12 protein-coding genes and 1 riboswitch are annotated in these 12,078 nt (G+C 60.9%); of the genes, 8 read left to right on the top strand and 4 right to left on the bottom strand.

Annotated elements, in window-relative coordinates; all coding sequences use genetic code 11:
* Positions 1–530: 530 nt before the first annotated feature.
* The 3 genes from AC0L2X_RS02680 to panB form a co-directional block, all read right to left on the bottom strand.
* A complete protein-coding gene (locus tag AC0L2X_RS02680) occupies positions 531–986 on the bottom strand; it encodes a Ros/MucR family transcriptional regulator (RefSeq protein ID WP_473553591.1) in 456 nt (151 codons plus the stop codon).
* A gap of 194 nt (positions 987–1,180) precedes the next feature.
* Positions 1,181–2,071 carry a pantoate--beta-alanine ligase gene (gene panC, locus AC0L2X_RS02675; protein ID WP_473553590.1) on the bottom strand — a complete coding sequence of 297 codons (891 nt, stop codon included), beginning with the start codon at positions 2,069–2,071 and terminating at the stop codon, positions 1,181–1,183.
* Positions 2,068–2,904 (bottom strand): 3-methyl-2-oxobutanoate hydroxymethyltransferase, encoded by an 837-nt coding sequence (gene panB / locus AC0L2X_RS02670; RefSeq protein WP_473553588.1) that lies wholly within the window; start codon positions 2,902–2,904, stop codon positions 2,068–2,070. Before panB ends, panC begins: the two co-directional genes overlap by 4 nt.
* A gap of 693 nt (positions 2,905–3,597) precedes the next feature.
* Here panB and AC0L2X_RS02665 point away from each other — a divergent pair.
* The 7 genes from AC0L2X_RS02665 (at position 3,598) to AC0L2X_RS02635 (ending at position 10,664) form a co-directional block, all read left to right on the top strand.
* Entirely contained in the window at positions 3,598–5,142 is a 1,545-nt protein-coding gene (locus AC0L2X_RS02665; protein ID WP_473553587.1) for a Fic family protein, read from the top strand.
* Between the two features lie 170 nt (positions 5,143–5,312).
* Positions 5,313–5,429: riboswitch (TPP riboswitch) on the top strand.
* 100 nt (positions 5,430–5,529) lie between these two features.
* Positions 5,530–7,359 (top strand): phosphomethylpyrimidine synthase ThiC, encoded by a 1,830-nt coding sequence (gene thiC / locus AC0L2X_RS02660; protein ID WP_473553586.1) that lies wholly within the window; start codon positions 5,530–5,532, stop codon positions 7,357–7,359.
* 6 nt (positions 7,360–7,365) lie between these two features.
* Complete coding sequence (gene thiO / locus AC0L2X_RS02655; RefSeq protein WP_473553584.1) at positions 7,366–8,367, top strand: glycine oxidase ThiO; 1,002 nt, start codon at positions 7,366–7,368, stop codon at positions 8,365–8,367.
* A complete protein-coding gene (thiS, locus tag AC0L2X_RS02650) occupies positions 8,336–8,533 on the top strand; it encodes a sulfur carrier protein ThiS (RefSeq protein ID WP_447255313.1) in 198 nt (65 codons plus the stop codon). The genes thiO and thiS overlap by 32 nt, the downstream gene beginning before the upstream one ends.
* Before the next feature lie 3 nt (positions 8,534–8,536).
* The gene (locus AC0L2X_RS02645; RefSeq protein ID WP_473553582.1) at positions 8,537–9,310 is read left to right on the top strand and encodes a thiazole synthase; all 774 of its coding nucleotides are present in this window, start codon (positions 8,537–8,539) and stop codon (positions 9,308–9,310) included.
* Positions 9,307–9,912, top strand: coding sequence for a thiamine phosphate synthase (locus AC0L2X_RS02640; protein WP_473553580.1), 606 nt, complete (start codon positions 9,307–9,309; stop codon positions 9,910–9,912). Before AC0L2X_RS02645 ends, AC0L2X_RS02640 begins: the two co-directional genes overlap by 4 nt.
* A complete protein-coding gene (locus AC0L2X_RS02635; RefSeq protein ID WP_473553695.1) occupies positions 9,903–10,664 on the top strand; it encodes a hydroxymethylpyrimidine/phosphomethylpyrimidine kinase in 762 nt (253 codons plus the stop codon). Before AC0L2X_RS02640 ends, AC0L2X_RS02635 begins: the two co-directional genes overlap by 10 nt.
* 318 nt (positions 10,665–10,982) lie before the next feature.
* On the opposite strand, the gene AC0L2X_RS02630 is transcribed toward AC0L2X_RS02635, so the two are convergent.
* The gene (locus AC0L2X_RS02630) at positions 10,983–11,330 is read right to left on the bottom strand and encodes a hypothetical protein (RefSeq protein ID WP_473553579.1); all 348 of its coding nucleotides are present in this window, start codon (positions 11,328–11,330) and stop codon (positions 10,983–10,985) included.
* Between the two features lie 526 nt (positions 11,331–11,856).
* On the opposite strand from AC0L2X_RS02630, the gene AC0L2X_RS02625 reads away from it, so the two are divergent.
* The gene (locus AC0L2X_RS02625; protein WP_473553577.1) at positions 11,857–12,063 is read left to right on the top strand and encodes a hypothetical protein; all 207 of its coding nucleotides are present in this window, start codon (positions 11,857–11,859) and stop codon (positions 12,061–12,063) included.
* Positions 12,064–12,078: the final 15 nt, after the last annotated feature.

The following is a 12,078-nucleotide window of genomic DNA, read 5'->3' as shown; positions in this document are numbered from 1 at the left end:
ACCGCCGGGCCTTGCTCGCGCAAAGATGCGATTCAGCTAACAAAATCAAACGCTTGTCGTTTGCGGACGGAAACTAGACTAGGCTTGGCATTTGTTACCAGCACTGCTTCCGTCCAACGCAAGGTTGCTCAACCTCTCATTGGGTCTGACGACAGGTTCGGCCACCAGGCGAGTGATGCTCTTTTGCGTAATTTCGCAGTCCGCATTCAGTGTCAGGTGCGACTCGCAGATTGTTTCGGTCGCGTGGGCGGAATTCGTCTTGATACTACAAGCGAGGTCGACAGAGGCCGAATTTGATTGTCGAAAGAACGCTGGCCGTTATTCGTAACTCAAGGCCGCTGAAGGACGAGCCGGAGTTCGGCTACACTTTCCCGGCAGGTGTGGCGACCGCGCAAGTGGACGAGCTGGTCACCGACGGGCCGGGCGCCTCGACGCCGCCCTCGATGCCGCAAAGATGGCTGGGCGGAATCGCATTCATCTGGTCAGCGAGAGGTCAGGCTTTGGCGTCTGCCAACTCTGATAGGCGCGCGCTACACCTTGGGTTTCCGCTTTGCGGGGCCTTTCCTAGGCGGTGTTTTTGCAGTGCGTCTGCGGCCAAGACCGCTCGCCTTAGCCAGAGCAGACCGCTTGGCTGCATAGCTAGGGGCCACCATGGGGTAGTCCCAGGCCAATCTCCACTTGGCTCTGTACTCGTCAGGTGTCATGCCCAGCAAACCCAGGTGACGCTTCATAGACTTGAATTTCCGCCCATTCTCGAGACTTACGATATAGTCGGGAAATATCGACTTCTTCGGATTTATGGCCGGAGTAGATACTGGCGGTGGTGCCGCGACGGGCTGAACTAGAGCCGACAACGCAGAATTGACGCCAGCAATCAGCGCCGGCAAATCCGCTACCGGCATTGCGTTGTTCTGGACATAGGCCGCGACGATGCCCGCTGTCAGCCCTAAAAGACCAGTGCTCGTCTGCTCAGTTGCTTCGTCCATCAAGCTCAGGCCCCTGATTCGTCACTCGTTCCTATTCGGGAACTTTCACCAACGCAAATGCTAATGACCAATATATTCGTTCTGGGCGCGCATTCACGCAAGGCTCTCTCTGCCCGGCCAGAGCAAGTTGACAAGGTTTTCATGGAGACAACCGCGTCCAATCACGCTCGCGCGGCCCGAGCTGCATTTTCACGCTAGCCGGAAGTCCGCAGCGACTCATTTGTGAGTTGGCAAGGCGGCAGTGTTCTGACGTTGTCAATGAGCCGTGTTTGGCCGAGCCACGCGGCTGCGAGCAGGCGGACCGGCCGATCGATGCTTGTTGCTATCGGTTGCAGATCTGCTTCGCCACGGAGTTCCAGGTACTCGACCTCGCGATAGCCTGCGGACAGGATCGCTGCACGCGCTTGGGCAAGCGCTGGCAGGACGGGAGAGCCGTTCGAGAGCCCCTCCGCAGTATCGAGCAGGACCGATGCCAGCCTTGGGGCAATGGCCCGCTCCGCTGGCGAGAGCCGAACATTGCGCGATGACAAAGCGAGACCATCGGGTTCCCGGACTGTCGGACAGGGGACGATGGTAATTGGCATATCCAGGTCCCGGACCATGCGAGTGATGAGTAGAAGCTGCTGGAAGTCCTTCTCTCCGAAAAAGGCGAAATCAGCGCCGGTCTGCAAAAAGAGCTTTGCAACGACGGTCGCCACCCCATCGAAATGACCAGGCCGGAACGCACCGCATAGGCCTTCGCCGACGCCGGACACGGACACGGTCGTGGTGAAGCCGTCAGGATACATCTCAGTCGCATGCGGAACATAGAGCAGGTGTGCGCCCAACGGAGTGAGCTTTGCAGCGTCTTCCTTTTCGGTGCGGGGATAAGCGGCAAGATCCGCGGCATTGTTGAACTGCTTGGGATTGACGAACAGCGTCACGATCACACGATCGGCCTTCTGAAGCGCAGAACGCACGAGACTCAAATGTCCTTCATGCAAGGCTCCCATCGTGGGCACCACGGCGATAGTGGCACCTGAACGGCGCCATCCCGCCACGAAGGCACGAAGTTCGGCAACGGTGCGGACAATCGGCACGCTCATGCAACATCTCCGGCCTTCGGCTCATCGGCGAAAAGATGTTCGGCCGCTGGAAAGCGCCCTTCCCGCACATCAGCCGCGTAGGCAGCGATGGCAGCTTCGACCTCTGAGCCCAGTTCGGCATAGCGCTTGACGAATTTCGGCCGAAAACCAGTGAACATGCCCAGGATGTCGTCGATCACAAGGATCTGACCATCGCAGGCGTCTGAGGCACCGATGCCGATCGTGGGAATTGTGGCTCTCTCGGTTATTCTCCGTGCGAGCGGCTCCGTGACCTTTTCCAGCACTATGCTGAACGCCCCGGCCTCGGCAACAGCAATGGCGTCGCGAAAAATCCTGTCGCCGTCTACGCCCCTGCCCTGGACTTTATAGCCCCCGAACACATTGACCGATTGCGGCGTCAGCCCGACGTGGGCCATGATGGGAATTCCGCGAGCAGTGAGAAAGCGGATTGTCTCGGCAATGCTCTCGCCGCCCTCCAGCTTGACGGCGGCGCATCCGGTTTCCGCCATGAGCCGCGCGCCGTTGCGAAAGGCCTGTTCGGGGCCTTCTTCATAGGAGCCGAATGGCATGTCAACGACCATCAACGCGCGCTCAAGACCGCGTCGCACGGCCTTGCCATGCATGATCATCATGTCGAGCGTGACGCCGAGGGTCGAGGGCAGACCGTGAAGCACCATGCCGACACTGTCGCCGACCAGCACGACGTCGCAATATCTGTCGACGAGCTGCGCAATGGGTGTGGTGTAGGCGGTCAAGCAGACGACCGGATCCTTGCCCTTGCTGGCCGCGATGTCCGGCGGCGTCGACGCCTTCGTTTCTACCGCCACACTCATCGGCACATTTCCCCTACGTCAGGTTTAAGCGGTCAACGGTTTTGCATAGTTTTGTGCAGGTGCGAAGGCCAAAATCAAACAGCAAAGTGGCTGCATTGCGAAGCGCTTCAAACCAAGGGCTAGAGGCCCCCATTTTCCTGCTTCGGCCGAGTTTCGCAGTACCCTTGTTGTGATTGTTTTTAACAATCAGCGTGGTGGTGGTCTCAAGGGGTGTGCTTCAGCTCGTACGAGTTTGACTGCCGCAACAGCGTGATTCACGTTCAGAATCGATCTCAGGTCACAAGGCGTACCGAGATGCATTGTGGCGAAAAACTAGGCAATGACTGAACACGAGGCCAAAGCTGTAAGGCGACGCATAAAAGCCGGCGACCGCCGTGCTATCGCCGCGGAACTGATTTGGTCGCTGTGGACGCTTATTTCCATGGGAACATCATTGCGCTGGCGCTCCGTCCACATTGCCTGAGGTGATTGTCCCCCGCCTGAAGGCGTGGCCGAGACAGCCGACGGTCGCGCAGTGACCCACGATCGCTGGCGGCGCGACGATCACTTTCCGGCCGAGCCATGCAGACGGATCACCGCCGCGGATCGGTTTTCGGAAAAGTCGGCTTGCAGCATCAATTTTCATGAGGTAGAATCGTTTTTCATAAGATTTGGCTCAGTCGCACCAAAATTCGATGAAAGGATCCCCTTTTCATGCCTGTGGCGCAGAAGCACCAATTTTCAGGTCCTGTTATCGTTTTTCAGGAAATCCGCCTTCCGGAGATGGTGACCCCGGCCGGGTACAGCGCCCTGATCGGAGCTTACGAGCTCGCCGTGCCCTTGCCCCGGACCCTGTCGGCCACTGGCGAGCATCATCGCATTACCGAACGGGATGGCTGGCGGATCATGACGCCCCGCCATGCCCCACATCCAACACTCGAAGGCCATCTGACCTTCGCGCTCAAGTACGAGGGGCTCGACCTTGCCGTCCTCAAACGGCTGTTCCAGGTGACCGGTCCCGCACCGATCGAGGCGCTCGTCCGTGAAAGCCCCACAGGCAGTTATGCCCGCCGCATCTGGTTTCTATCTGAATGGCTGACGGGCACACGTCTCGATCTGCCGGACGCGGCGGCCGGACGATACGTTCCGGTTGTCGATCCCGAGCTGCAGTGGCCCGGATCCGAGAAGACCGCTTCGCGCTACCGCATAAAGGACAATCTCCCCGGCACGCCTGAGTTCTGCCCCCTGGTGTTCCGAACCAAGACTCTCGAAAAATTCATTGGCCTTGAACTGCCGCGGCGCGCGGAGGCAATCGTGGCGGACGTGCCGCGCGACCTCCTTGCTCGGACCGCCGCCTTTCTTTTGCTCAAAGACTCGCGATCAAGCTATGCGATCGAGGGCGAGCGCCCGCCGCAAGATCGCATCCAGCGCTGGGGCCGCGCCATCGGCGAAGCCGGCCGCTGGCCGATCGATCGCGATGAGCTGCTACGTCTGCAAAAAATTGTACTTGGCGACGCCCGTTTCGTAAGACTTGGCTTCCGAAAAGAAGGAGGTTTCGTCGGTGAGCATGACCGAGACAACGGCACGCCCCTGCCCGATCACATCAGCGCTCGGCCCGAGGACCTGCCGCGGCTAATCGATGGAATGGCGGCCTTCGATCAGGGCCCCGCGCAAAACCTTGATGCGGTCATAGCCGCCGCAATCCTCGCCTTCGGCTTTGTCTACATCCACCCGTTCGAGGACGGAAACGGCCGCATTCACCGCTACCTAATCCACCACGTCCTTGCCACGCGCGGCTTCAATCCGCCGGGAGTGGTCTTTCCCGTCTCGGCCGCGATCCTGGACCAGATCAACGAGTACAGGGGCGTGCTCGAGAGCTATTCGCAGCGCCTTCTGCCGTGGGTGGAATGGGAACCGACGCCGCAATTCAACGTCCGGGTGCTGAATGACACCGGTGATTTCTACCGGTTCTTCGATGCGACCCCGCACGCCGAATTCCTCTATGCCTGCGTTCAGCGGACGATCGAACGGGACCTTCCCGAGGAAACCGCGTTTCTGCAGCGCTACGCCCAATTTCGGCAGCAGGTGGACGCCTTTATCGACATGCCCGAGCGGTTGGCCGCCCTGCTCTTCCGTTTCCTTCACCAGAATGGTGGCCATCTGTCGAACCGCGAGCGCGAAAAGGAATTCTCCGCGCTGACCAGTGACGAGGCAGGAAGAATCGAGGCGATCTACGCGCAAACCTTTGGTTCCCATTGAGGCGGATCGATTTTTAGTCCGACAGTTTGCGATTCCTTGTCCCTGTCTTCATCTCCCACGCTTGACTTGTCGCCGAGACATGCGCGATTTTTTCCGCACGGTCTGACCAGCCGCCGATCAGCCGCGGCCAGAACGCGCTTGACAAACCGGAGACGTCCCGTCCAACCTGACGCATTCACCAGGGGAGTCCCGGCAAGGGGCTGAGATACTGCTTGCTTTCGCGGCGCAGTGACCCGTTGAACCTGATCCAGTTCATACTGGCGTAGGGACGGTGCAAGCGCTTTGCGGGAGTTTACGCCCGAGGTCCTGTTTCGGCAGGTCGACAGAAGCGTCTCATCCTTCCGTCACAGAACTGGGTCTCCAATGCATGAGCAAAGGAGCCTCAAGATGAATGCCCTCACTCCCGCCGTCTCGACGGGACCGCTGCCCGCCTCGCGGAAAATCCACAAACCCGGTGCCATCCACCCGCAGATCAGGGTGCCGATGCGCGAAATCTCCGTCCATCCAACGGCCGGCGAGCCGCCCGTCACCGTCTACGATCCGTCCGGCCCCTATACCGACCAGACTGTCGAAACCAGCATCGAGAAGGGTCTTGCCCGGCTTCGTCACGAATGGATCACGGCGCGCGGTGACGTCGAGGCCTATGAGGGCCGCCATGTCCGGCCGGAAGACAATGGATTCGTCACGGGCGAACGCCTGACACCGGAGTTTCCAGTCCGAAACCGGCCCCTGAGGGCCAAGGCAGGCAAGGCCGTGACCCAGCTTGCCTATGCGCGTGCCGGCATCATCACGCCTGAAATGGAGTTCGTCGCCATCCGCGAGAACCTCGGCCGCGAGATCCTGCGCGGCAAGCTCGAGCGCGACGGCGAAGCCTTCGGCGCGGCGATCCCCGATTTCGTCACGCCGGAATTCGTGCGCGAGGAGGTGGCGCGCGGACGCGCGATCATTCCCGCCAACATCAACCATCCCGAAAGCGAGCCGATGATCATCGGCCGCAATTTCCTGGTGAAGATCAACGCCAATATCGGCAATTCGGCGGTCACCTCCTCGATGGCCGAAGAGGTGGAAAAGATGGTGTGGGCGATCCGCTGGGGCGCCGATACGGTGATGGACCTGTCGACCGGCCGCAACATCCACAACATCCGCGACTGGATCGTGCGCAATGCGCCGGTGCCGATCGGCACGGTGCCGCTCTACCAAGCGCTGGAGAAGGTGGGCGGCATTGCCGAGGACCTGACCTGGGAGGTCTACCGCGACACGCTGATCGAACAGGCCGAACAGGGCGTCGACTATTTCACCATCCACGCCGGCGTGCGGTTGCACTACATCCCGCTGACCGTCGACCGGGTCACGGGCATCGTCTCGCGCGGCGGCTCGATCATGGCCAAATGGTGCTTGCACCATCACCGGGAAAGCTTCCTTTACGAGCGTTTCGCGGAGATCTGCGACATCTGCCGGGCCTATGACGTGTCCTTTTCGCTCGGCGACGGGCTCCGTCCGGGCTCGATCGCCGATGCCAACGACGCGGCGCAATTCGCCGAGCTGGAAACGTTGGGCGAGCTGACGCAGATCGCATGGGCGAAGGATTGCCAGGTGATGATCGAGGGGCCTGGCCACGTGCCGATGCACAAGATCAAGCAGAACATGGACAAGCAGCTCGCTGTCTGCGGGGAGGCGCCGTTCTATACGCTTGGACCGCTGACGACCGACATTGCGCCGGGCTACGATCACATCACCTCCGGCATCGGCGCGGCGATGATCGGCTGGTTCGGCACCGCCATGCTCTGCTACGTCACGCCGAAGGAACATCTCGGCCTTCCCGACCGCAATGACGTCAAGATTGGCGTGATCACCTACAAGATCGCGGCGCATGCCGCCGACCTCGCGAAGGGCCATCCAGCGGCGAAAGTCCGGGATGACGCCCTTTCCCGCGCGCGCTTCGAGTTCCGCTGGGAAGACCAGTTCAACCTGTCGCTCGATCCCGAAACCGCAAGATCCTTCCACGACCAGACCTTGCCCAAGGAGGCGCACAAGGTGGCGCATTTCTGCTCGATGTGCGGCCCGAAATTCTGTTCCATGCGCATTTCCCATGACATCCGCGCCGAGGCACAGAAGGAGGGCATGGCGGCGATGGCGGCGAGGTACCGGGATGGCGGTGACCTCTACGTGCCGGCGGCAGAGACCGGCGCAGCGCTTATGCCTTTCGCAGGCGCATGAGCGATCATGAGGGTGCTGGTCAAAGGGGCCGGCGTCGCTGGCCTCACCGCAGCTTTCGAGCTCGCTACGCGCGGCGCGGCTGTGACCGTTGCCGAGACAAGGCACAGCCTTGGCGGCAATGCGTCATGGTTCGCCGGCGGCATGCTGGCGCCCTGGTGCGAGCGTGAAAGCGCCGAGCAGTCCGTGCTCGATCTCGGACGCAACGCCGCGGACTGGTGGGATGCGGCGACGCCTGACCAGGTGACGCGGGCCGGAACACTGGTCGTGGCCGCGCCGCGCGATACGGGCGAGCTCGACCGCTTTGCCACCCGCACGTCGGGTTATCGGCGCGTCGATGAAGATGAAATCGCGTTGCTGGAGCCCGACCTCGCCGGCCGCTTCCGCCGTGGGCTGTTCTTCCCCGACGAGGCCCATCTCGATCCACGCCAGGCGATGACGACACTTCATGACAGGCTGGCGGTGATGGGCGTCGAATTCCGCTTCGGCGTCGACGCCCGGCTTGGCTCCGGTTTCGATCGCCAGACCGACTGCACGGGGATAGGCGCGGTCGATGACCGACTGCGCGGCGTTCGCGGCGAGATGCTGATCCTGCGCACGCCCGATGTCTCACTGTCGCGCCCGGTCCGGCTGCTTCATCCACGCTTTCCGCTCTACATGGTGCCGCGCACCGACCACCGTTTCATGATCGGCGCGACCATGATCGAGAGCCGGTCCACCGGACCGGTGACGGCGCGTTCAATGATGGAGCTTTTGGGAGCGGCGTACGCTCTCCACCCGGCATTCGGTGAGGCTGGCGTCATTGAGACCGGCGCCGGTGTTCGCCCGGCCTTTCCGGACAACCTGCCACAAGTCGAGAGCCACGGAAGCACCGTCGCGATCAACGGGCTCTATCGCCACGGTTTTCTCCTCGCCCCAGCCATGGCGCGCCAGGCTGCCGACCTGGTTTTCAATCAAGACGGAACCAAGGAGCTTGCTCATGAAATTGATGGTCAACGGCGAAGCGCATGAGATTGCCGCCACCACGCTGGCCGAGCTGCTTGCCGCACTCGACTATGAAGGCGATTGGCTGGCGACGGCCGTCAACAGCGACCTCGTACACAAAGCCAATCGGGCGGAGTTCCAGTTGAGTGACGGCGACCGGATCGAAATCCTCTCGCCCATGCAGGGAGGCTAGACAATGTTCGAACTTTTCGGAATGCCCCTTCCCTCCCGGCTGCTTCTCGGCACGGCTCAATATCCTTCGCCGGCCATCCTTGCCGACGCCATCAAGGCATCGGGCACCTCGGTGGTGACCGTGTCCCTGCGGCGTGAGATGGCCGGCGGCAGGGCTGGCGAAAAATTCTGGTCGCTGATCCGCGCGCTCGGCACGAGAATCCTCCCCAACACGGCCGGCTGCCACTCCGTCAAGGAAGCGGTCACCACCGCGAAAATGGCGCGCGAGGTCTTCGGCACGAGCTGGATCAAGCTCGAAGTGATCGGCAACCACGACACGCTGCAGCCTGACGTGTTCGGCCTGGTTGAAGCCGCCCGTATCCTGTGCGAGGACGGCTTTTCAGTATTCCCCTATACCACCGACGATCTTGTTGTCGCCGAGCGGCTGCTTGCGGCGGGCTGCAAGGTCCTGATGCCGTGGTGCGCACCAATCGGTTCCGCCATCGGGCCGATCAACATCATGGCGCTACGCTCGATGCGCAGACATTTCCCCGACGTTCCCATGATCGTGGATGCCGGCCTCGGACGGCCGTCGCACGCAGCGACCGTCATGGAACTCGGCTTTGACGCCGTGCTCCTGAACACGGCGGTTGCCAAGGCGGCCGATCCGGTCGGCATGGCGCGAGCATTCGGCAAGGCGATCGAAGCCGGTCGTGAAGCCTACGGTTCGGGGCTGCTCGAGCCGCGCGAGGTCGCAGTTCCGTCGACGCCGGCAATCGGCAGGGCAGTTTTTTCATGAAGCTCGATCCCTTCTACCTGATCGTCGACAGCGCTGCCTGGATCGAGCGGCTAGCGCCGCTTGGCGTCAGGCTGGTGCAACTGCGCATCAAGACCACAGATGAGGTCAGGTTGCGCACCGAAATCCGGAAGGCGAAGGCCCTGTGCGCCGAGCACCAGTGCCAGCTCATCGTCAACGATCATTGGCGCTTGGCAATCGAGGAGGGCTGCGACTTCGTGCATCTCGGCCAGGAAGATCTGCAGACCGCCGACCTTTCAAGGATACGGTCAGCCGGTGTCAGGCTCGGGTTGAGCACGCATGATCATGTCGAGCTGGCAACCGCCATTTTTGCCGATCCCGACTATGTTGCGCTGGGTCCGATCTATCCCACCATCTTGAAGAAAATGAAGTGGGCACCGCAAGGGCTAGAGCGAATCAGCGAGTGGAAGCGGCGGGTGGCGCCAATCCCATTAATCACTATCGGCGGCCTCAACCCTGGCCGCCTCGACGGCGTCTTTGGAGCCGGCGCCGACAGCGCGGCAGTGGTCACGGACATCGCGTTGAGCTCCGATCCCGAAGCGCGCACCAGGGAGTGGATCGAAAAGACGGACCGATGGCGATGAGACGAGAACCGCATGTGCTTGTCGTTGGCGGATCGGATTCCAGCGGCGGCGCTGGAATAGCACGCGATATCGAAACGATCGCATCCATTGGCGTTCGCACCTGTCTGGCCGTCACAGCGCTAACGGTGCAAACGCACGACGCCGTGAAAGAAATCCATCATTCCCCACCAAGCCTGGTGGCTGGTCAGATGCGCGCCGCGCTGCAGGCCAAGGAAGTGGCGGCAATCAAGATCGGCATGCTCGGAACAGCCGAGACCATCGCTGCGGTTGCCGGCGTACTGCGCGAAAATCGACAGGTGCCGATAGTAATCGATCCAGTGCTGGCCTCCACCTCAGGCCGGGCTCTACTAGAACCAGGCGCTATCGCCGCCATGAAGCGCGATCTGATACCGCTTTGCTGCCTGGTCACGCCCAACCTTCCTGAACTGGCGCTCCTTATTGACTGCGAACTGGCAGTGGATGAGGACGGTGCGCTCCAACAAGGACAAAGACTGCTGACCGCCGGCCCGCAGGCAGTGCTGATCAAGGGTGGGCATGCCTCGGGACCCCGATCGACCGATTTTCTGTTACGCTCCGATCATGAGCCCATCCAATTCGATACGCCGCGCCTTGCTTCATCGATGCGCGGAACAGGTTGCATGCTGGCCAGCGCGATTGCGGCGCATCTGGCGAAGGCGAAGCCGCTCGAAGATAGCGTGCGCGAAGGCAAGCGGCTTATCTTCGTCACGTTTCAGAAGAATGGAGCAGAATGAACCCGGTTATGTGGTACAAGCAGCTTTGGCTGCTAGTACGTTGGATTCTGAGCGTCTTCCTGGCTGGCACAAACTATCCGATGAAACATCGCAACAACATGACAGTTCAACCCGAGCTCGTGACAGTAATGTCACCAAGGGTGGCGGCAAAATACGCAAACGACAAGGCTTGAGCTTCGGCTCTAATCGGCTGGCCGTGCTCTTCGCTCTCCCGGAGGTGTTGATCTCGCCGCCTTGATAGAGTCGGGACTGAACCGAGTGGAAGGCCATATTGGAACAGGCGCCTGGCCCTCTGCATAAGCTTCAGATGTTTCTTGATCATTGCTTGAGGAACGCGCCCCTGTAGGTCTGACCGGCAAGAGTAACGGTTCCGGCCAGTGCTCCGTCAGGCCGCATGTCAAAACTGACGTTGGCGCCATTCGGTAGGCGCTCCAGCTTCAACGTGCTCCCTACAATTCTTCCAGCGCCGGCGGCCTCTCCCGGATGGTTGTCGCCCAGATTTCCCCACGCATAGGTGACCGTCACCTTCCCATTGGAAGAAACCGTTTGAACAGCAAGTTTGGCGTCATATATCCCCTCCAATCGACCAGCCCATAGACCGGAAAAAGCAGCGTACTTTGTTGGAACGCCCTTGCCAGGCGGAGTGACCGCCACGGATTGATGCATGATTGCTGAGCCGGAAGGAACCCCGGCATCAGCCAAGGGCGGTTGGAGAGGAACTCCCGATCCTAACGCAGGTTCGAGAGTGACGGGTTGCGGCGTTTGAGGAGCCGATTGACACGCGGCCAAGGCGAGCGCCGCACAGCCGAGCATTGAGTTGCACATTCCGTGTGCCATCTTTTTGGTGCCCCGGCCATCGTTCAATCTTGCGCGGGCCGACCTTATCACGCGTTTTCACAACGTGTGTCTAGCAAAGGCATGGCGTTCGACAGCGCTCGTCGAAGAACCCGCAGCGGTCGCGAGTGAACGCCTCCATTCGTCGCCTAAGTAGCCGCCTGGACCCAGTCGTCCGCACCCGATGATTCTTCCAGTGGGTCGAACGGGAGGATCAGCAGTTGACCTTGTTGGAGGCTCCAGATCAGATTGTGGGCCAGTCGCGACTGTATTCTGAACCTTCGAACAAACGAGTACACGCCGGACGACGGATCGACCAAGCTGCTGAATGAACCGCTCTAAATGAAATCGACAGGCCTTGACCGACGACAGCTTGAGCTTTGGCGAGGATAAACGGTTCAGCGAATTCTCACGCCTCGGCGATGTGCGCGCATCCCGGCAGGAACCGAAGCGTGGTGGTCTCACCGAAGCGGGCACCTCATGCCGTTCAGCGCTCAGCAGCAAGGCGAAATCACCCGCCGTGATGCCCTCTCTGATGGACGGCAGGTCAAACGCGCTCGGATAACATGGGGATCCGTAT

This window comes from Mesorhizobium sp. WSM4828, from assembly GCF_055811175.1.
Note: the sequence above shows the minus strand (reverse complement) of the source record. Positions and strands in the feature narration are given on the sequence as shown.

Bases quoted from the DNA above. Each gene is read 5' to 3' on its own strand.
- AC0L2X_RS02665 (WP_473553587.1), top strand. From the start codon at position 3,598: ATGCCTGTGGCGCAGAAGCACCAATTTTCAGGTCCTGTTATCGTTTTT.
- AC0L2X_RS02680 (WP_473553591.1), bottom strand. From the start codon at position 986: ATGGACGAAGCAACTGAGCAGACGAGCACTGGTCTTTTAGGGCTGACA.
- thiS (WP_447255313.1), top strand. From the start codon at position 8,336: ATGAAATTGATGGTCAACGGCGAAGCGCATGAGATTGCCGCCACCACG.
- panB (WP_473553588.1), bottom strand. From the start codon at position 2,904: ATGAGTGTGGCGGTAGAAACGAAGGCGTCGACGCCGCCGGACATCGCG.
- AC0L2X_RS02635 (WP_473553695.1), top strand. From the start codon at position 9,903: ATGGCGATGAGACGAGAACCGCATGTGCTTGTCGTTGGCGGATCGGAT.
- AC0L2X_RS02630 (WP_473553579.1), bottom strand. From the start codon at position 11,330: ATGCATCAATCCGTGGCGGTCACTCCGCCTGGCAAGGGCGTTCCAACA.
- AC0L2X_RS02640 (WP_473553580.1), top strand. From the start codon at position 9,307: ATGAAGCTCGATCCCTTCTACCTGATCGTCGACAGCGCTGCCTGGATC.
- AC0L2X_RS02645 (WP_473553582.1), top strand. From the start codon at position 8,537: ATGTTCGAACTTTTCGGAATGCCCCTTCCCTCCCGGCTGCTTCTCGGC.
- thiC (WP_473553586.1), top strand. From the start codon at position 5,530: ATGAATGCCCTCACTCCCGCCGTCTCGACGGGACCGCTGCCCGCCTCG.
- thiO (WP_473553584.1), top strand. From the start codon at position 7,366: ATGAGGGTGCTGGTCAAAGGGGCCGGCGTCGCTGGCCTCACCGCAGCT.
- panC (WP_473553590.1), bottom strand. From the start codon at position 2,071: ATGAGCGTGCCGATTGTCCGCACCGTTGCCGAACTTCGTGCCTTCGTG.